The 20,325-nt window shown below is 67.6% G+C and carries 15 protein-coding genes; 11 read left to right on the top strand and 4 right to left on the bottom strand.

From position 1 onward, the window contains the following. Positions 1 to 214: 214 nt before the first annotated feature. From proV to RQI28_RS05125, 6 genes are all read left to right on the top strand, one after another. Entirely contained in the window at positions 215 to 1,495 is a 1,281-nt protein-coding gene (proV, locus tag RQI28_RS05100) for a glycine betaine/L-proline ABC transporter ATP-binding protein ProV (RefSeq protein WP_311221469.1), read from the top strand. Further along, entirely contained in the window at positions 1,492 to 2,784 is a 1,293-nt protein-coding gene (gene proW, locus RQI28_RS05105; protein WP_311221470.1) for a glycine betaine/L-proline ABC transporter permease ProW, read from the top strand. The genes proV and proW overlap by 4 nt, the downstream gene beginning before the upstream one ends. Before the next feature lie 44 nt (positions 2,785 to 2,828). After that, positions 2,829 to 3,866 carry a glycine betaine/L-proline ABC transporter substrate-binding protein ProX gene (proX, locus tag RQI28_RS05110; RefSeq protein ID WP_311221471.1) on the top strand — a complete coding sequence of 346 codons (1,038 nt, stop codon included), beginning with the start codon at positions 2,829 to 2,831 and terminating at the stop codon, positions 3,864 to 3,866. A gap of 186 nt (positions 3,867 to 4,052) precedes the next feature. Beyond that, complete coding sequence (locus tag RQI28_RS05115) at positions 4,053 to 4,391, top strand: hypothetical protein (RefSeq protein WP_311221472.1); 339 nt, start codon at positions 4,053 to 4,055, stop codon at positions 4,389 to 4,391. 103 nt (positions 4,392 to 4,494) lie between these two features. Next, positions 4,495 to 6,138, top strand: a complete 1,644-nt coding sequence (locus RQI28_RS05120; protein ID WP_311221473.1) for an ATP-binding protein — start codon at positions 4,495 to 4,497, stop codon at positions 6,136 to 6,138. Continuing rightward, positions 6,135 to 6,875, top strand: a complete 741-nt coding sequence (locus RQI28_RS05125) for a response regulator (RefSeq protein ID WP_311221474.1) — start codon at positions 6,135 to 6,137, stop codon at positions 6,873 to 6,875. The genes RQI28_RS05120 and RQI28_RS05125 overlap by 4 nt, the downstream gene beginning before the upstream one ends. Here the strand turns inward: RQI28_RS05125 and RQI28_RS05130 are convergent. Beyond that, positions 6,809 to 7,876 carry a helix-turn-helix domain-containing protein gene (locus RQI28_RS05130; protein ID WP_311221475.1) on the bottom strand — a complete coding sequence of 356 codons (1,068 nt, stop codon included), beginning with the start codon at positions 7,874 to 7,876 and terminating at the stop codon, positions 6,809 to 6,811. The genes RQI28_RS05125 and RQI28_RS05130 overlap by 67 nt on opposite strands. Before the next feature lie 127 nt (positions 7,877 to 8,003). Here RQI28_RS05130 and RQI28_RS05135 point away from each other — a divergent pair, with 127 nt between their 5' ends. The 4 genes from RQI28_RS05135 to RQI28_RS05150 all read left to right on the top strand — a co-directional run bounded on the left by RQI28_RS05135 (position 8,004) and on the right by RQI28_RS05150 (position 12,484). Further along, positions 8,004 to 8,330: a DUF3817 domain-containing protein gene (locus RQI28_RS05135; RefSeq protein ID WP_311221476.1), complete on the top strand. Its 327-nt coding sequence runs from the start codon at positions 8,004 to 8,006 to the stop codon at positions 8,328 to 8,330. Continuing rightward, positions 8,327 to 8,749, top strand: a complete 423-nt coding sequence (locus tag RQI28_RS05140) for a CopD family protein (RefSeq protein ID WP_311221477.1) — start codon at positions 8,327 to 8,329, stop codon at positions 8,747 to 8,749. The genes RQI28_RS05135 and RQI28_RS05140 overlap by 4 nt, the downstream gene beginning before the upstream one ends. 221 nt (positions 8,750 to 8,970) lie before the next feature. After that, complete coding sequence (locus RQI28_RS05145) at positions 8,971 to 11,061, top strand: TonB-dependent receptor domain-containing protein (protein WP_311221478.1); 2,091 nt, start codon at positions 8,971 to 8,973, stop codon at positions 11,059 to 11,061. Between the two features lie 226 nt (positions 11,062 to 11,287). After that, entirely contained in the window at positions 11,288 to 12,484 is a 1,197-nt protein-coding gene (locus RQI28_RS05150) for a DNA topoisomerase IB (protein ID WP_311221479.1), read from the top strand. On the opposite strand, the gene RQI28_RS05155 is transcribed toward RQI28_RS05150, so the two are convergent. From RQI28_RS05155 to fumC, 3 genes are all read right to left on the bottom strand, one after another. Then, complete coding sequence (locus tag RQI28_RS05155) at positions 12,462 to 14,858, bottom strand: TonB-dependent siderophore receptor (RefSeq protein ID WP_311221480.1); 2,397 nt, start codon at positions 14,856 to 14,858, stop codon at positions 12,462 to 12,464. The genes RQI28_RS05150 and RQI28_RS05155 overlap by 23 nt on opposite strands. A gap of 148 nt (positions 14,859 to 15,006) precedes the next feature. Next, the gene (locus tag RQI28_RS05160; RefSeq protein WP_311221481.1) at positions 15,007 to 16,350 is read right to left on the bottom strand and encodes a sigma-70 family RNA polymerase sigma factor; all 1,344 of its coding nucleotides are present in this window, start codon (positions 16,348 to 16,350) and stop codon (positions 15,007 to 15,009) included. Positions 16,351 to 16,376: 26 nt separating this feature from the next. Continuing rightward, positions 16,377 to 17,762, bottom strand: a complete 1,386-nt coding sequence (gene fumC, locus RQI28_RS05165; RefSeq protein ID WP_311221482.1) for a class II fumarate hydratase — start codon at positions 17,760 to 17,762, stop codon at positions 16,377 to 16,379. Between the two features lie 369 nt (positions 17,763 to 18,131). Here fumC and RQI28_RS05170 point away from each other — a divergent pair, with 369 nt between their 5' ends. Continuing rightward, a complete protein-coding gene (locus RQI28_RS05170; protein WP_311221590.1) occupies positions 18,132 to 20,300 on the top strand; it encodes an EAL domain-containing protein in 2,169 nt (722 codons plus the stop codon). Positions 20,301 to 20,325: the final 25 nt, after the last annotated feature.

A 20,325-nucleotide genomic window follows, 5' to 3' on the forward strand; every position in this document is an offset into this window, starting at 1 on the left:
CTTTTTGGACTGCCGTACGGCGTGTGCCGTGCTTCGTGCGTTGCCTTGGGCCTTTCATGCCCTCGCGCCGAAGCCGCCGCATTCCGGCCCGGCTGCTGCATCAGGGCCGTTGCCGATTTTTGGAGTCGTCCGGCTGTTTCGAGCCCTGGCCACGCGCGTGCGCAGCCAGGGTGCCGCTAAACCATTCACCCATCACCAAGGAAGGACCATCCCCATGGCCAAGCAAATCATCATCGACCGGGTGTTCAAGGTGTTCGGCGACTCGCCCGAGGCCGCGCTGGCACTGGTGCAGCAGGGCGTCAGCAAGCAGGACATCCTGGCGCAGACCGGCAACTCCATCGGCGTGTTCGACGCCACCTTCACCATTGAAGCGGGCGAGATCTTCGTCGTGATGGGCCTGTCGGGCTCGGGCAAATCGACCCTGGTGCGCATGCTCAACCGGCTGATCGAGCCCACGGCGGGCCGCATTCTGGTGGACGGCGACGACATCAACACCTTGAGCGACCGGCAACTGCGCGCCCTTCGACGCAAGGACATCAGCATGGTGTTCCAGTCGTTCGCACTGATGCCGCACATGACGGTGCTGGACAACACCGCCTTCGGGCTGGAACTGGCCGGCGTGAACCGTGCCGAGCGCCAGCAGCAGGCCACCCTGGCACTGGAACAGGTGGGCCTGGCCGGCTGGGCGGAGAGCTATCCGGACGAACTCTCGGGCGGCATGCAGCAGCGCGTGGGGCTGGCGCGCGCGCTGGCGTCGGACCCCTCCATCTTGCTGATGGACGAGGCTTTTTCGGCGCTGGACCCGATCATCCGCACCGAGATGCAAAGCGAGCTGCTGCGGCTGCAGCAGGTGCGCCGACGCACCATCGTCTTCATCTCGCACGACCTGGACGAGGCCATGCGCATCGGGGACCGCATCGCCATCATGAAAGACGGCCACGTGGTGCAGGTGGGCACACCCGACGACATCTTGCGCAACCCGGCCAACGACTACGTCCGCAGCTTCGTGCGCGGTGTGGACGCGGCTGCCGTGTTCAAGGCCGGCGACATCGCCCGCAAGCGGCTGACCGTCGTGCGCGAGCACACCGACCGCGGCTGCCGCCCGGCGCTGCAGCTCATCGAAGGGCATGACGACAACTTCGCCTATGTGGTCAGCCCGGCGCAGCGCTACCTGGGCACCGTGTCGGCTGACTCGCTGCGCGCCGCGCTGCAAGGCCATTCGGGCCCGCTGGGGCTGCAGCACGCGTTCATCGGGGACGTGAACCCGATTGCCGCCGATGCACCGGTGGCCGACCTGTTCGGCCAGGTGGCGCTGGCGCCGTGCGCGCTGCCGGTGGTCGATGCCGACGGGCGCTTTCGCGGCGCCGTCAGCAAGACCACGCTGCTGCGCTTTCTGGACCGCGACACACCACCCGTGCCGCCCAGCCCGCCGCCGCAGGAAGTCACCGTTGACATCCCCACCACCGCCGCCCAGGAAGAAAGGAGCCCCGCATGAAGCAAGACGCCACCCTCATCACCCCCGGCAACGACCACACCCACGGCATCCTGCTGGCGCAGGCAGAGCCCGCCACCCCGGCGAATGCCAGCGTGTGGAACTCCACACCCGCCACCACCGTGGCCGACCTGCCGCCCGCAGCACCGGCTGCACCCGCCTCTGCCTCGGCATCTGACGCCTACGTCGACCCGTGGGCCGCATCGACCTCGGCCGGCGGCGCCAGCAACGACTGGTTGAGCCTGCCCACCGACGCCATGGCGGCGACCGGCTCCGACCCGTCCGCCGCAACCGGCGGCCTGCATCTGAGCCAGCTGTGGGACGGCTCTTTGCCCGTGGAAGCGTGGATCAACCAGGGCCTGGGCTGGGCTGTGGAGCACCTGCGCCCGTTCTTTCAAACCGTGCGCGCGCCCATCGACGGCACGCTGCGCTGGGTGGAAGGACTGCTGACCAGCCTGCCCACGCTGGCGATGATTGCGCTCGTCGGCCTGCTGGCCTGGCAGTTCGCCGGCCGTGCGCTGGCCGTGGGCACCGTGGTGTCGCTGCTGCTGGTCGCCATGCTCGGCATCTGGCCCGAGGCCATGGTCACGCTGTCGCTGGTGCTCACCTCGCTGGCGTTCTGCGTGTTGATCGGGCTGCCGCTGGGCATTTTTCTGGCCAGCAGCGACCGGGCGCAGCGCGTCATGCGGCCGCTGCTCGACGCGATGCAGACCACGCCGGCTTTCGTCTACCTGGTGCCGGTGGTGATGCTGTTCGGCATCGGCAACGTGCCGGGCGTGGTGGTCACCATCGTGTTCGCGCTGCCGCCGCTGGTGCGGCTGACCAACCTGGGCCTGCGCCAGGTGCGGCCCGATTTGATCGAAGCCTCGCGCGCCTATGGCGCGTCGCCGTTGCAGATGCTTTTGAAGGTGCAACTGCCGCTGGCCATGCCGTCCATCATGGCCGGCATCAACCAGGCGCTGATGCTGTCGCTGTCGATGGTGGTGATCGCCTCGATGATCGCCGTGGGCGGCCTGGGCCAGATGGTGCTGCGCGGCATCGGCCGCCTGGACATGGGCCTGGCCACCGTGGGCGGCTTGGGGATCGTGCTGCTGGCCATCACGCTGGACCGCATCACGCAGTCGCTGGGCCAGCCGCGCCGCGGCGTACGCCACTGGTGGCAGACCGGCCCGGCCGGATTCGTGGGCCGGCTGCTGCCCGCACGCGATGGCGCAGCGCGCCGCACGCCCGCTGCGGACGAAGCAGCCGCCGTCCCTGCGGCTCCTTCCGTGCTTGCCGGCGCTGCGCGCTAAGTGCATCGGCAGACCTCCACCCCATGACAAGGAACATTGACCTGATGCACCAAGACACTCATCGCATGCGCTCGCTGGGCCGCAATCTGCTGGCCCGCAGCGCGATGGCCTTCACCCTGGCGCTGGGCCTGGGCAGCGCCGCCCACGCGCAAGACCTGCCCGGCCAAGGCATCACCGTGCAGCCGCTGCAGAGCTCGCTGGCTGAAGAAACCTTTCAGACCGTGCTGGTCAACCGCGGCCTGGAACGGCTGGGCTACACCGTGCAGCCGATCCGCGAGATCGAATACGCCACCGCGCACGTCGCCATCGCCAACGGCGACGCGACCTTCATGGCCAACCACTGGGATCCGCTGCAGGCCGACTTCTACAAGAACGCCGGCGGCGACGCCAAGCTGTGGCGCAAGGGCTTTTATTCCAGCAACGCGGTGCAGGGCTACCTGATCGACCGAAAGACGGCCGAGGCGCACCACATCACGCGCATCGATCAGTTGAAAGACCCGAAGATCGCGCGCCTCTTCGACACCAACGGCGACGGCCGCGCCGACATGACGGGCTGCACGCCCGGCTGGGGCTGTGAAGGCGTGATCGAGCACCAGCTGACCGCCTTCGGCCTGCGCGACACCGTCACGCACGTGCAGGGTAGCTACGCCGCGCTGATGGCCGAAACCATCGAACGCTTCAAGCAGGGCCAGCCCATCCTGTACTACACCTGGACGCCCTACTGGGTCAGCAGCGTGCTGCGCCCGGGCCAGGACGTGGTGTGGCTGCAGGTGCCGCGCTCGGCGTTGCCGGGCGACCAGTCGGGCGTCGACACGCAGCTGCCCAACGGCAAGAACTACGGCTTCATTCCGAACCACCAGCGCATCGTGGCAAACAAGCAGTTCATCGCCGCCAACCCCGCCGCGGCCCGGCTCTTCGAGCTGATGCAGCTGCCGGTGGCCGACATCAACGCGCAGAACCTGGCCATGCGCGCCGGCCAGAACAAGCCAGCCGACGTGGAGCGCCATGCCGACGGCTGGATCCGTGCGCACCAGCGCACCTTTGACGGCTGGATCCAGCAGGCGCTGGCGGCGGCGAAGTAGGCGCGGTAGCAATGCCTGGGGGCCGATTTCAAGCCAAATCGGCCGCTAGCGCTTGACTGGCAAGCGCATATAGCTATGAAAGTAATAGCTGATGCTGGCGGCAACAGATGGGCGCACGCTCCGATATTTCTCCTGAATTGGCATGCACAGTGCGGCCCACACCACACAGCACAAGGAGGAAAGTCGATGTCCCATCATGGCCCCACTGCAAGCAAGGCGGCGCCGCCTTTGACCACCTTTCACATCACCCTGGCCGCCCTCTGGCTGGGCTTCTCGCTCATCGCCCTTGCGACGTCCAGGGCCATGGCGCAGCCGCAGCACCCTTCTGAAGGCCGCCGCGGCCCGCCGCCGGAGGCCTTCACCGCGTGCGAAGGCAAGGCCGAAGGCGCCACCGTCGACGTGCGCCTGCCGGACGGCAAGTCCCGGCCTGCCACCTGCGTGCCCACCGCCAGCGGCCGACTCGCCGCACGGCCGGCCGGCGGACCGCCACCTGGCGAGCCCGGCCTGCGCCCGCCAGCGCAGTGATCGCAGGCAAAGGCCTGCACGGCGCCGGCCGGCCTGCCGCGGTCGGCGCAGCCGGCGCGGCATGGCAAGCTATGCCCATGTTTTTCTTGCCCAACCTTCTTTCATGCGACACCTGACGCTGCAACGCAAGGCGTTTCTGGCGCTGTCCGCGCTCATGGCCGTCATGCTGCTGATGTTCGTCGGCCTATCACGCCTGGGGCTACAGCGCGGCATGGGGCCTTACGTCGCCGAGATCGAGCTGGCCCGCATGGACTGGTTCGCGGTGCGCCTGCAGCGCCTGCACGCCCAGCACGGCGGCTGGCAGACGCTGCGCGCCGAGCCCGACCTGTGGCTGGATCTGCGGCGCCCTGAAATGCCCAACACGCCGGTCTTCGGCCCCGGCCCGGCGCCCTCCACAGCGCCGCCAGCCATCACCCCGCCGCTGCTGGATGACTGGCTGGTCGAGCCACGCCACCCAGGCGGCATGGGCCTGCGGCCGCCGCCTTACGGCGCGGCACCGCCTGCCTGGGCATCGGGCGATGGCACCTCCGCCAGCCGCTCCGGGCCGCAACAGACGCCACAAGGGTCATCCGGCGCACCACCCCCGCCCTTTTCCGACGGCTTGTCGCAACGCCTGGGCCTGCTGGACAACGACCGCAACCTCATCGCCGGCAGCGCCCCGCAAGCCGGCCATGCGCGCACAGTGCTGCGCAACGCTGAGGGCCGCCCGATCGGCCAGCTGGTGCTTTCCCCACCGCTGGTGCTCGAGCGTGAAGCTGACCAGGCCTTTCTGGGCCAGCAACTCGTCTTCGTGGTGTGGACCGGCGCGGCCGGCCTGGCCTTTGCGCTGGTGCTGTCGTGGTGGCTGGGCCGGCGCTGGCTGGCGCCGGTGGGCGCGCTGGTGGCGGCCGCACGCAGCATTGCGGCTGGCCGGCTCGACACGCGCGTGCCCACCCAAACCAGCCATGAAGGCGGCCACGAACTGGCACGGCTGGTGGACACCTTCAATCACATGGCCGAACAACTGGCCAGCATGGAAGCCTCGCGGCGCCAATGGATCGGCGACGTGGCGCATGAATTGCGCACCCCGCTGGCGGCCATGCGCGCCGAGATCGAGGCCGTGCAGGACGGTGTGCGCCAATTCGACGACACCACCGCGCTTCGCCTGCACCGGCAGGTCATGCGCCTGACGCACCTGGTGGGCGACCTGCGCGCCAGCCTGGATGAAGGCGGCAGCGGCCAGCCCGCCGCCATGGATCCGGTGCACCCGCTGCCGCTGCTGGCCGAGGCCATCACGTCGATGCAACCCCGCTTTGAGCAGGCCGGCGTTGCCCTGCACGCCGCCGGCCTGCCTGCGCAACTCACGGGCAACGGAAGCCAGCCGCTGGTGCGCGGCGACGCCCAGCAGTTGCACCGCGTGTTCCTGAATCTGCTGGAAAACAGCCTGCGCTACACCGACAGCGGCGGCCGCCTGGAAGTCAGCGCGACGGTCGAACGCGGTGACAACGCACGCCCCGTGCTGTCGCTGCGCTTTGACGACACCGCCCCCGGCGTGCCGGCGCCCGAGCTGCCACGCATCTTCGAGCGCCTCTACCGCGCAGAAGCCTCACGCACCCGCACCAATGGCGATCGCGGCGGCTCGGGCCTGGGTCTGGCCATTTGCCGCGCCATCGTGCAGGCCCACGGCGGCCATATCGGCGCCGAGGCGTCGCCCCTGGGCGGCCTGCGCGTTCACCTCACATTGCCCCTGCTGGAGAGAGCCCCATGACGAGTACGAGCAGCCCCGCCCGCATTCTGGTGGTCGAAGACGACCACGACATCGCCGCCGTGCTGATGGACTACCTGCGCCACGCCGGGTACGACGCCGAGCACATCGCCGACGGCACTGCCGCCGTGGCCCGCCTGACCCAGCCCGCCACCGGCCGCCCGCCCGACCTGACGCTGCTGGACGTGATGCTGCCTGGCACCGACGGGCTGACCGTGCTGCGCGAGGCCCGCCGCCACACGCAGGCGCCCATCATCTTGCTGACCGCCCGGGTGGAAGAGGTCGACCGGCTGATCGGCCTGGAACTGGGCGCGGACGACTACATCTGCAAGCCCTTTTCGCCCCGCGAAGTGCTGGCGCGCATCAAGACCGTGCTGCGGCGCATCACCCCGACCGCGCCCGAAGTGGCCCGCCAAAGCACGCTGACGCTGGACGAAGTGCAGTGGCAGGCCAGCATCCGCGGCGAGCCGGTGCCGTTGACGCTGCGCGAATTCCGCCTGCTGCAGGCACTGGTGCGGCAGAGCGGGCGCATCTTCTCGCGCTCGCAGCTGCTGGACCTGGCCTACGACGACACGCTGGACGTGAACGAGCGCGCCATCGACAGCCACATCAAGAACCTGCGCCGCAAACTCAAGGCCGCCGATGGCCGCGACCACGACTGGATCCGCTCCGTCTATGGCGTGGGTTTCGCGTTCGAGCCGCCGCCGCAAGAGGAAGATGAGGTATCGCCCGGGGCATGAGATACAGCCTGGCTCGCAAGCGATGGCCCCTTGTCACGACGGCCAAAGCTCTTTCGGTACTGACTCGGACTCACGCCCACGATGCGTTGGAATTGCTGCCGGAAGTTCGCGGCAGAGCCCAGGCCCACCTCGCCAACGATCTGCTCTACAGACAGGTCACCGCGCTCCAGCAGTTCCTGCGCGCGCTGCACCCGCACCCGAATCAACCACTGCGCCGGCGATTCTCCAAACTGTTCGCTGAACCGCCGGTGCAGGGTTCGGGTACTGCTGCAAGCCTGTTGCGCCAGCGATGCGAGTGTCAGCGGTTGATGCAGGTGGGCCAGGGCCCAGGTGACCAGCGGCTGGAGGGTTCTGTCGGAAGCCTGCAGTGACGGGGGAATGAACTGCGCCTGCCCGCCTTCGCGCTGCAGCGGCACCACGGACAGCCGCGCCACATGCGCTGCGACGGCTGCGCCGAAGTCCGCGCGGATCATGTGCAAGCAGAGGTCTATGCCCGCTGCCGCGCCTGCTGAGGTGAGAACCTGGCCGTTGTCCACGAAGAGCACCGCGGGGTCCACCTTGATGGCGGGGTAGCGCTGGGCCAGTTCGGGCGCGGCCAGCCAGTGGGTGGTCGCACGCAAGCCATCCAGCAGTCCCGCCTCGGCCAAGACAAAGGCTCCCGAACAAATGGAGGCGATTCGTGCGCCTCTGGCAACGGCCTGGCGCAGCGCACCCACCACCGCCGGTGTCAGCGGCGGCTGGGGCAGCAGGATGCCGGGCACGACGATGGTGTCAGCGGTTTCCAGCGGAGCCAGGCCATGTTTGATGCGTATGGCGAAGGGTCCGGCATCCAGCTCGTCCTGCTCCGCACATACCGCCACCTGGTAGCAGGGCTGGCCAGATGCGCTCGTCGCGTAGCGGAAGGATTCGCAGGCTGTGGCCAGGTCGAATGGCAACACACCCGGTAGAGCGAGGCAGGCCACTCGATGGGGCTGAAAAGAGGGGGATCGGACTGATTTCATGGGGGACTTGTCGCAGTGAAATGCCATTGCTGCGTCTCTGGGATGCTGGGATGTGGTGGCTTAAAACAGTCGAATACTGGCATTCGTGCCACTGTCTCACTGTACGGGTTTTGAGAAGAATCGGGGCATGCCCCTTCATCACACTGACCACCGAGCCATTGGCTCCGCACTTCGACCCACTCCTCGCCTGGCACCACTGCGGTTTTTTTGCCTGGTGGAGGCTGCCACCTTGCTGGTATTGGTTCTTGTCGCCGTGCCGCTGAAATACCTGGCGGGTTACCCGCTGGCCGTGTCGCTGATGGGGCCCATCCATGGGTTCGCGTTCATCGCTTTCGGATGGGTCGTGGTGCAGGCTGCAGTGGGGGGAGACATCTCCTGGCGGCAAGGAGCGAAGCTGATGCTCGCTGCCAGCCTGCCCTTGGGCGGTATCTACAGTTGGTGGGCGCTGCGATGATGTACTTGTGGATCAAGAGCCTGCACCTGGGCGCCGTGCTTCTCTTCACCGGCGGGCTCGTGCTGCTGGCCGTGGTCACCTCTGGCTGGACACTGGCAGGCGGCGTGCTGCTGCCGCATGAGAAGCGCATCGGGAATGCGGTGCTGCACTGGGACCGCTGGGTCACCGTGCCGGCCATGGCGGTGGTCTGGGCGCTGGGCCTGGGCCTGGCCGTATGGGGAGGCTGGATGGGACAGGGCTGGCTCCTGAGCAAGATGGCCTTGGTCGTGGCGCTGTCCGCACTGCACGGCGTCCTCTCGACTACGTTGCGGCGCATGGAAAGTGCGACTGCCCGCAAGTCAGCATGGATTCGGTACTGCCCGGTTGCAGTGGCTGCTTGTCTGGGGGCGATTGCGGTGTTGGTCACGGTCAAGCCGTAGCAGCAAAGCGGCCGGCACTGGGCAGCCCCAACCCGGCGTTCGGTCGAGCATTCAGGGCAGTCCAGGGTCCTTTCGCCCTTGGCATTCACCAGTGCCATGCACGCTCCAAGGCACCGAATATGGAAGGCCGTTTGTATCGTCAGCCTTGATTTACACATCGTAAATTATTGAATGCGATTTGTTATCATTTGCATCCTTCGGTTTTTTACAGGATTGCTTTGATGACTCGCCTCCCCCTCCCTCGCCCTGTGCCTTTGGCCGCCGCTCTGGTTTGTGCAGCACTCGTTGCGCCAGTGTGGGCTCAGACCGCCGTGGATGGTGCGCAGGGCGCCGCCGGAACGCCCGGCGCGGCTGCACTGTCCACCGTGGTGGTGACGGCATCGGGCGCGGCGGTGGACATCAAGGAAGCGCCGGCCAGCATCAGCGTGATCACGCGAGAAGACATCGAGCGCAAGCCCGTCACCAGCATCGGCGAATTGCTCTCCACCGTGCCCGGCGTGACGGGCGGCCTGTCGGGCACCGGCGCGCAGTCGAAGATCCGGCTGCGGGGCTTGCCCGAGAAGTACACGCTGATCCTGGTGGACGGCCAACGCCAGGGCAATTCGGCCGGCGTCAACTACCGCGACGACCTGGGCCAGCAAGACCTGGACTGGATCTCGCCCGAAATGATCGAGCGTATCGAGGTAGTGCGCGGCCCGATGTCGTCGCTCTACGGCTCGGACGCCATGGGCGGCGTGATCAACATCATCACGCGCAAGATCGGCACGCGATGGGCGGGTTCGTCCACGCTCAACTACAGCAAGCCATCCGACTCCGACCGCGGCGACACGCGGCAGCTGGGCTTCAATCTCAGCGGGCCGGTAGCCGACCGCTTCGGCCTGCGCCTGGGCGGCAACTACACCGAACGCGAGTCGGACGAAGCCAACGGCGGCTTTCGCGGCACCTACCTTTCCACCGCCGGCTCGCGCAACCAGAACCTCAACGGCCTGCTGAACTGGCAATTGACGCCCGAGCAGCTGCTGTCGCTCGAAGCTGCCCAGGGCACTCAGCGCGCCCTGGGCTCGGACAGCCGAAACGCCGCAGGCGGCAGCATCGTCAGCCCGTGGGGTTTGAGCAAGCTGGAGCACACCAAGCTCGGCATCGGCCATGAAGGACGCTGGGGCACGGCGCGCAGCAAGCTCAACCTGGTGCGCAACGAATACGAGGACAAGGGCGACACCATCGGCAACAACTCGCGCGAAACAGCGCTCGATGGCCGGGTGGACATGCCCCTGCAACTCTTCGGGCTGGATCAGGCGTTGACCACCGGCTTTCAGTGGAAGCGCGAAGAGCTCGACAACCGCGACACCGTCGGCGTGGCGCCCATCGACTACGCGGGCAACCGCCTCGGCGGCTCCGCCTTGAGCGCTACCACCTGGGCGCTGTTTGCCGAAGACCAGATCTTCCTGCGCGAAAACCTGGCCCTCACGCTAGGCCTGCGCATGGACCACCACGAGCGGTACGGCACCAACTGGAGCCCGCGCGCCTACCTGGTCTACCACCCGCAGCCTGAATGGACCGTGCGCGGTGGTGTCTCGCGCGGCTTCCGGGCACCCGGGCTGAAGGAAAACTCGCCCAACGCCGCCACCCAGTCCGGCGGCAACGGATGCCGCAGCCTGGCGGGCTTCGGCTGGACCAGCACCAGCGTGAATGCCGACGGCACACGCGGCTGCTACATGGCGGGCAATCCGAACCTGGAACCGGAAACCAGCATGAATTACGAGCTGGGCACCAGCTGGGACAAGGACGGTTGGTCGCTGGGCGGCACGTACTTCCACACCAACTTCAAGAACAAGATCGACTACCAGCCTTTGGGCCTGTTCAACGGTTTCTGGTGGACGCGGATGGAAAACGCCCAGCGCGCCCGCACGCGCGGCCTGGAAGCCACGGCCAACGTGCCGCTGGCTGCCAACGTGGACTGGAACACCAACGTCACGCGCATGCTGGAGTCCAAGAACCTGACGACCGGCGCGTCGCTGCTGGCCGTGCCGCGCCTGACCGTGTATTCGGCCGTGCAATGGCGCATCAATGCCGCCTGGAACGCCGCCGTCAGCGCGCGCCACACCGGCAAGGAACTGCTGACCACCGGCAGCACCGCCAACTTTGCCAAGGCCTACACCACGTTCGATCTGTCGGCCAACTACGCAGTGAACCAGACGCTGACCTTACGCACCGGCGTGATCAACGTGACGGACAAGCAGACGCGCGAACTGGGCAGCAACTACGACAACGGCGGACGCACGTACTTCGTGGGATTGACCGCCCGCTTCTGAAAGGGCACGTAGGGGCGTGCTAGCCATAGCTATGGTATTGATAGCTGTAAGCGCTTATAAACAAAGCGCTGGAGGCCGATATGAATCAAAGGCATGATTTGAATAGGCCCCCAGGTGAGTCACTGGCGGACGCCTTCCCACCCGCGCTGCGGGCAGGCGCCTACAGCCATACGGGCGCCGTCGCGGTGTGATGTGCGCATCGTCACCGGTCCGCCCCCGCACCCGTATGCCCACCTCATCCAGCAGTTCCGCCGCATCCTCCTCCACCCCGCCCCGCCCCGGCAGCCGACTGCCAGGCGGCTTGATCTACGTGACCGTGGAAATGCCTGGCCTCACGCGCGTGCTGAAAGGCAAGTCCTTCGCCTTTCGAAAACCCGACGGCGCCTGGGTGCGCGACGAAGACGAGATCGCCCGCATCCGCAAGCTGGCCATTCCGCCCGCCTACACCGATGTGTGGATCTGCCCGAAGGACAACGGCCATCTGCAGGCCACCGGCTTTGACGCGCGTGGCCGGCGCCAGTACCGCTACCACTCCGAATGGCGGCGCGTGCGCGATGAAAACAAGTTCGAGCGCATGCGCGCCTTCGGCCTGGCGCTGCCGCGCATCCGCGCCCGCGTGGCGCGCGACCTGAAACCCCGGCGCGGAGAGCCCGCCCTGTCGCGCACCGTGGTGCTCGCCACCATCGTGCGGCTGCTGGACACCACCTTCCTGCGCGTAGGCAACGAGGAATACGCCGCCACCAACCAGTCGTACGGCCTGACCACGCTGCGCAACCGCCATGCGGGCGTGCGCGGCAGCACGCTGACCCTGCGCTTTCGCGGCAAGAGCGGCGTAGAGCAGCAAGCGCAGTTAGACGACCCACGCGTGGCCCGCGTGGTGCGCCGCTGCCAGCAGCTGCCGGGCCAGGAGTTGTTCCAGTACGAGGATGAAGACGGGCAGCGCCACGCCATCGGCTCCAGCGACGTGAACGACTACCTGCGCGAGATCACCGAAAGCGCACGCCGTTCGGCTGGTGAGAGCGACGCCGACATGCACTTCACCGCCAAGGACTTTCGCACCTGGCACGGCACGGCCCAGGCGCTGGAGCTGACGCGGCTGGCCTGTACGGGCGACGGCGGCGCGGCGTCGTACAGCGCCAAAGAGATCCTGGTCGAGGTCGCCCGCCAACTCGGCAACACACCCGCCGTGTGCAAGAAGTCGTACGTACACCCGGCCGTGCTGGAGCTGGGCTCGCGCCTCGCGTCCGACGCCGGGCCGGACATGCAGCGCGTGTGGGACCGCATAGGCAGCGGGGCCACGCCGCGCGGCCTGGGTGTGGCCGAGCGGCGGCTGCTGGCGTTTCTGCAGCCAGAAAAGCGCACCGCGCGGGCTGCAAAGCCCAAGCCCAAGGCCCGCCCCATCACCAACGGTAAGTCGCCGTAGCCACCACCTTGCGCTGCGATCCGAAGCCGCAGGTGGTGTCTGCCGTGCACGCCACCAGATAGGCCTTGTCGGTCAGGTTGCGCAGGTTCAGCGCCAGGCTCCAGGGCCCGAAGTCGTAACCCAGCATGGCGTCGAAGACGGTGTAGCTCGGCACCGGTACCGTCGTGGACTGAAAGGTGCCCCGGTTGGAGCCGACATAGCGCGCGCCCAGCCCCAGCCTCACTCCAATAGGCCAGCGGTAATCCGTCCACACCGAAATCTGGTTGCGCGCCACCGGGTTGAGCTGCTTGCCGATCTCATTCGGGTTGCTGCTGGCGGTCACATCGGCCTTCGGGATGAAGGTGTACGCGGCCACCACGTTCCAGCCCGGCATGGGCCGCAGCTGCGCTTCAAATTCCATGCCGTGCACGGTGATCTCGCCCGTGATGCGCGGGATGTTGGTGGCCGGATCGCTGGTCACGTAGTTGCGGCGCTGCAGCCGGAATGCGGCCAGGCTGTAGCTGTCCTTGCGGCCGGGCGGCTGCCAGCGCAGCCCGGCCTCCAGTTGGCGCCCGGTTTCCGGATCGAAGGCGCGGCCGGTTTCCGGGTTGACGGTACCGTTGGGCGTGAACGACTCGGAATAGCTGGCATACGGCGCCCAGCCCGCGGGCGCCAGGTACACCACGCCCGCGCGGCTGGAGAGCTTGCCGTCCGACTGGCGGCTGGCCGTGCCGTCCAGATGGTTGTCGGTGCTGGTGCTGGCGCGGTCGTAGCGCGTGCCGAGCGTGAACACCCAGCGGTCCTGCCACTTGATGTGGTCTTGCACGTACAGCCCCGTCTGGCGCAGCTGGATGCGCGCATCCACATACGGCTCGGGCAGCGTGATGGGGCCAGTGCCGAAGACGGGCTGGTAGGCATCCATCGACGGCACAGTGCCGCCGTATACCGTGGCCTGGTCGAAGCGAGAGCCTTGATAGTCCAGCCCCACCAGCGCCGTATGCGCCCAGTCGCCGCTGCGCCATTTCGCCTGCGCATGCGTGTCTACCGCGAGGCTGTGCACTTTTTCCTGGCTGCCGAACACCGCGCGAGCGATGCGGCGGAAGTTGGCCGGGTCTGCTGCATCGTCGGGGTTCACCGTCAGCAGGCCTTCGAGCCATGCCTGGGCGTAGTCCACCTTCAGTCGGCCATAGCGCAGCTTCTGCCGTAGCGTCCACACGTCGCCCGCCTGGTGTTCGGCCTGATAACCCAGTAGCCACTGGTCGTGCCGAAAGTGGTCGAACCCCGGCTCGCCGTAGTACGCCGGCGCCTGGATGCGGCCGTTCGGGTTGGGCAGCAGCGTGCCGTAGGCCGGCCCCCCGCTTTGGTACACGCCCGCGCGGTCGCGCACCACCTGCGACAGCAGGGTGACCGACGTCACGCCCGATGGCTTCCAGGTCAGCGATGGCGCCAGGTAGAAGCGGTCATCGCGCATGCCGCCTGCGGGCAGTTCTGCATCGCGCACTACGCCGGTCAAGCGGTACAGCAGGCTGCCGTCTTCATTGAGCGGGCCAGAGAAGTCGCCCGCCACCTGTCGGCGCGCATGGTCGCCCAGTTGCACCTGCAGCTCGCGCACGGGCTGTGCGGTGGGCAGCTTGGTGACCACGTTGACCAGGCCGCCCGGCCCGCTCTGGCCGTACAGCACGGAAGACGGCCCGCGCAGCAACTCGATTCGCTCGGCGCCGTAGTTCTCGGTGCGCCACACGCCCCAGCTGGCGTTGTTGCGCAGCGGCAGACCGTCGAGATAAAAGCCCGGTGAATAGGCGTCGAAGCCACGCAGGTAGAGCCATTCGAAGCGCGAGTCGTCGTTCCAGCCCATGGTGTTCACTCCGGGCGAATAGGCCAGCGCATCGCGAACCCGCTGTGCACCGGTGGCCTCGATGAATTCGGCCGTGACGACCGACACCGACTGCGGTGTCTCGATGAGCGGCACGTCGATCTTGGTCGCCGTGGCACTGCGCCGCGCGGCGTAGCCCCGCACGGGGCCGGTGGCCGTTTCCTGCTCGGCGTCGGCGCGCACCGTCACGTCGGGCAGCGCCGCGCCGCTGTGGGCAGGCACGCGCTCCAGCGTCCAGGTCGCGCCGTCGCGGCGGGCCTGCAGGCCCGTGCCTTGCAGCAACTGGGTCAGTGCGGCCTGCGCGTCCAGCGACCCGCTCACTGCGCTGGCCTGGCGGCCTTCCAGCAACTGCGGCGGGTAGACCAGCTGCATGCCCGACTGGGCGGTGAAGCGGCGCAGCGCGTCGGGCAACGGCTGCGCGGCGATGTCGAACCGGGGCGACTGCGCCGCAGCGTGCAGGCTGGCGACAGCCAGCGCGGCGGCCAGGACATGGCGAACAAACAAGGAAGACGGATGGTTCATGGCGGTTCGGAGCGTGTTGAACGAGTGGCAATCCCCGCTACAACGAACCGGCCGCGCGGCGTCCTGAACGATTTCCCGCTTTTTTCTTCATTTATTAAAAATGATAGCTACCAGCGCTTGCTGCATAAGCGCTAGAGCCCTATTTCATTCAAATCGCCTCGACGTGCCAGCGCCCACCGCTTAGCCGCGAGCGCACCGGCACCACGCCGGGCAGAGCCCGCACGAAGTCTTCCGCCTGCGCGATGCGCACCTGGCCCGACAGGCGCAGCCCCGCAGCAGTGCCGTCCACATCGACCGGGCGCGGCAGATAACGGCGCAGGCGCTCGACCACCTCGGCCAGCGGCGCCGCATCGAACAGCACCGAGCCGTGGCGCCAGCCGGCGGCAGCGCCTGGCTCGGGCAACCGGCTGAGCACGGCACCGCGGCCTCCACCGGTTCGCAGCCCGTCGCCGGCGGCCAGTTCATGGGACTGCACCGGCTGGCCGGCTGCGTCCAGCGTTTGCACCCGCACGCGGCCCGATTCGACCTGCACCTGGACTGCGCCATTCGCTGCACGCTCCACACCGAAACGCGTGCCCAGCACGGTGATGCGCACTCCGCCTGCCGCCGCGCCTGCGTCGCCTGGCACATCCCCGGACACATCGCCCGGCACGTCGACCACGAAGGGCCGGCCAGGGTCGTGGGCCACCTCGAAGAAGGCCGCGCCTTGCAGCAGCCGCACGCTGCGTTGCCCGGCGTAGTAAGCCAGGGCCACACGCGTCTGCGCGTCCAGCGTCAGCACGCTGCCGTCGGGCAGGGGCTGGCGCAGCGTCTTGCCGTGGCCGGTCGATGCCGTCTGCTGCCATTGCGGCACGGCCAGGCGCCACCAGCGCCAACCGCCCAGGCCGCCGACCGCCAGGCCTGCCACGCCCAGCAGCGCGGCGAGCGAGCGGCGCCGGCCGCCTCGCGCGCTCAGGGCGGCGGCATGGCCGGAGCCCCACCGCTCCATGGCGCCCTGCACCTGGTCCATGGCCCGCATCATGTCGCGCTCGATCATGTTGCGCGACACGCCGAATTCGGCCGCCAGCGCGGCCTGGTCTTCGCCATGCAAACGGCTGCGCACGAACACCTGCCGGGCGCGATCGGGCAGCGCCGCCAGCGCGCATTCGACGGCCGTGATGGCCTGCCGGTACATGGCGGCTTCCGCCACATCGGGCGCGTTAGGGGCCGGCGTCTGGCAGGCGGCGTGGCGGTGCTGCATGCCGTCGCGGCGCTGCTGGTCGATCACCAGGTTGCGCGCCATGGTGAACAGATAGGCGCGCGCCTCGCCCTCGCCATCCAGCTGCGGGCCCTGGCCCTCGCGGGCCATGTCGGCCACGCGCAGCCAGGTGTCGTGCGCCGCGTCGCGTGCCGATTCAGCGCTGCCGGTGCGGCGCGCCAGGTAGCGCACCAGGTCGGCATAGCTGGCCTGAAAGCTCGCCAGCAGCGAGAACGGCTCGGTTCCGGCGGCCATGTCAGCGGCGCCTCAAACCACCGGTGTCAGCGGCCGACCATGTTGCCGGGCACGACCCATTCGTCGAACTGCTCGCCCGTCACATGGCCCGAGGCGATCGCCGCTTCGCGCAGCGAAGAGCCTTCCTTGTGCGCCTTCTTGGCGATGTAGGCGGCCTTGTCGTAGCCGATGTGCGTGTTGAGCGCGGTCACCAGCATCAGCGAGCGGTCCACCAACTCGGCGATGCGATCGCGGTTGGGCTCGATACCCACGGCGCAGTGGTCGTTGAAGCTGACCATGCCGTCGGCGAGCAGGCGCACGCTCTGCAGGAAGTTGTGCGCCACCATCGGGCGGAACACGTTCAGCTCGAAGTTGCCCGAGGCGCCGCCGAAGTTGATGGCCACGTCGTTGCCGAAGACCTGCGCGGCCAGCATGGTGACGGCTTCGCTCTGCGTGGGGTTCACCTTGCCGGGCATGATCGACGAGCCCGGTTCGTTCTCTGGAATCGACAGCTCGCCGATGCCGCTGCGCGGGCCGCTGGCGAGCCAGCGCACGTCGTTGGCGATCTTCATCAGGCTGGCGGCCAGCGTCTTGAGTGCGCCGTGCGCATGCACCAGGCCATCGACCGAGGCCAGCGCCTCGAACTTGTTGGGCGCGGTGACGAAGGGCAGACCGGTCAGGTCGGCCAGCTCCTTGGCCACGCCTTCGGCGTAGCCCTTGGGCGCGTTCAGCCCGGTGCCCACAGCCGTGCCGCCCAGCGCCAGTTCATACAGATGCGGCAGTGCGGCCTGCACATGCTTTTCGCCATGGGCCAGTTGCGCCACCCAGCCGGAGATTTCCTGGCCCAACGTGAGCGGAGTCGCGTCCTGCAGATGGGTGCGGCCGATCTTCACGATGCCGTCGAAGTCGCGCGCCTTGGCTTCGAGCGTCGTGCGCAGACGGCGAATAGCGGGCAGCAGCTTGTGCGTCAGCGCCTCCACCGCCGCCACGTGCATGGCGGTGGGAAACACGTCGTTGCTCGACTGGCTGCGGTTCACGTCGTCGTTGGGGTGCACCAGCCGGCCTTCGCCGCGCTCGCCGCCCAAAATCTCGCTGGCGCGGTTGGCCAGCACCTCGTTGACGTTCATGTTGGTCTGTGTGCCCGATCCGGTTTGCCACACCACCAGCGGGAATTCGCTGGGGTGCTTGCCGGCGATCACCTCGTCGGCGGCGGCGGCGATGGCTTCGGTCTTCTTCGCGTCCTGCAGGCCCAGCGCATGGTTGACCTTGGCCGACGCCCGCTTGACCTGCGCCAGCGCCTTGATGATCTCGCGCGGCTGCTGCTCGCCCGAGATGTCGAAGTTCTGCAGCGAGCGCTGCGTCTGCGCGCCCCACAGTTGCTGGGCAGGCACCTCGATGGGGCCGAAGGTGTCACGTTCGATACGGATGGTCATTGCAGGCAGGTTCCCAAAAGTGAAGCAGGAAGGAAGCGCACAAGGACGCTGACGAGGCCACGGCGCTTCCATGGTCGATGAGGATGGTCGTGTGAGCCATCGAGCATAACTCCAAACAAAAACCATTCTCATCTACTACGTTTTGCGATGCGAAAGGACAAATTTGCGCCGGTGCTGCCCAATACACGTTACTTGATGTAAACCAATTCGGAAGATTCCACGTACAAAGAGCTTTCCAACCTACTCACTGCTTCGCATAGGCTGCTTCGTCCGCCGGTTCTCTTCCGGCTGGCTTGAGCAGGCGTTTCGCTCCGTCCCCAAACCCTGTCCATGTTTTCCTTTTCTCCCTGGTCCCACCCGTCTGGCTTCATGCCATCCAGTTACGACATACCTGTCGTGATGGCGTCGTTCGGGATCGCATTGCTGGCCTCTTACGTCACGCTGGACCTAGCGCGGCGCGTGCGCAGTTCTCACAGGCGCATCGGCCTGGCGTGGTGGGCAGCCGGATCGGTGGTGATGGGTACCGGTATCTGGGGCATGCACTTTCTGGGCATGCAGGCCTTCCGCCTGCCAGTGGCGCTCGGCTTTACAGGGCTGTTGACCCTGCTGTCGTGGCTGGCGGCGGTGGGTGCTTCCAGCGTCGCGCTGGCCGTCGCCAGTTTGCCGACCTTCCGCATCCTCCATCTGGTCGCAGGGGCGCTGGTGATGGGCGGTGGCATCAGCGCCATGCATTACATCGGCATGCAGGCGCTCGACATGTCGATCGGCATCGTCTGGGACCCCCTGCTGGTTGCGGCCTCCATCGTTGTCGCCGTGCTGGCGTCGGCCTCTGCCCTGGCCATCTTCCAATTGCTGCTCAAGGTGCACAGCACGCGCAGGCCGCTGTTCCAAGCGGTGGCATCGGCCGTGATGGCCATTGCCATCTGCGGCATGCACTACACGGGCATGGCGGCGGCGCACTTTCCGGAAGGTACGGTATGCCTGAGCGCCAATGCGCTGGGCGGGCCTGGCCTGACGGCGGTGATCGTGCTCTCCACCGGCATGCTGCTGGTCAGCACGCTGTTCACCTCGATCCTCGATGCCAGGCTGCAGGGCCGCGCCCGCCAACTCACCCGGTCGCTCAAGGACAGCAATGCCAAGCTGCAATCGGCCAACGCCGCGCTGCACAAGCAGGCTTTTGCCGATGCGCTCACGGGCCTGCCCAACCGGTTGCTGCTGGAAGACCGCCTGCATCACGCCCTGCTGCGCCTGGACCGGGCCAACCACCAACGCACTGCAGAGCGGCTGGGCGTGCTGTTCGTCGACCTGGACGGCTTCAAGCCCATCAACGACTCCTTCGGCCACGCCGCAGGCGATGCCATTTTGCAGAGCGCAGCGCAGCGCCTGCGCACCGAGGCGCGCCAGAGCGACACGGTGGCACGCCTGGGGGGCGATGAATTCCTCGTGTTGCTGGAGGACGTGGGGCAAACCGCCGACTGCCTTGCCGTGGTCAATCGCATCCTGGCGGCGCTGTCGCAGCCCTTCGACCTGGCTGGCAGGCAGGTGCAGATCTCCTGCTCCATCGGCGTGGTCGTCTATCCGAACCAGGGAGAACGCGACAAGCTGGTCGCCAACGCGGATGCCGCCATGTACGCCGCAAAACGCGCCGGAGGCAATGGCTACGCGATGTTCGAGGAACACATGAACTCGGACGCCACCGAGCAGCTGGAGATGCAGAAGGATCTGCGCCAGGCGCTGCAGCGTGGAGAGCTGGCGCTGCACTACCAGCCGAAGATCGACGGCCGGCGTGGCCGCATCAACGGTGTGGAAGCCCTGCTGCGCTGGAACCATCCCACCCGCGGCATGGTCAGCCCGCTCGTGTTCATCGCACTGGCGGAACGCTTCGGGCTCATCAACACGCTGGGCAACTGGGTCATCAACGAGGCGTGCCGGCAAATCGCCGAGTGGGCACGCAGCGGGCTGCGCATGCGCGTGGCGATCAACCTGTCGGTGCACCAGCTGCGCGAGGCGGGCCTGGCCCAGCGCATCGCGCATTCGCTGCGGTTCCATGGCGTGGACGCGGCGCAGCTGCTGTGCGAGATCACCGAATCGGTCGCCATGGAAGACACCCTGGCCACGCAACGCACGCTGCGGGAGCTGGCACGCATCGGCGTCTTCCTGTCGATCGATGATTTCGGCACAGGCCACTCCAGCCTGAGCTATCTGCGCCGGCTGCCCGCGCAGCAGCTGAAGATCGACCGCAGCTTTGTGCACGACCTCGAACATCAGGAGGACGCGCGCGCCGTGGTCGACGCGGTCGTGCGGCTGGCGCATGCCCTGGGCCTGCGCGTGGTGGCGGAAGGCGTGGAAACCAGCGGCCAGCGGGACATCCTGCTGGCCATGCGCTGCGACGAACTGCAGGGCTTCTTCTTTGCCCGGCCCATGCCTGCGGACACGCTGCTGTCATGGGCTCTGGGCGACAAACCGGACGGTACGGCGGACTTCGCACCATCGGTCTTCGGCTCGCTCGACGGGCTGCCGCAGCGCGACGCCGCTTGAGGGGTTCTCGGGCCCGATCCACGGC

It is taken from the genome of Acidovorax sp. WCS2018Noco2-16 (assembly GCF_031843945.1).
Taxonomy (GTDB): domain Bacteria; phylum Pseudomonadota; class Gammaproteobacteria; order Burkholderiales; family Burkholderiaceae_C; genus Paracidovorax.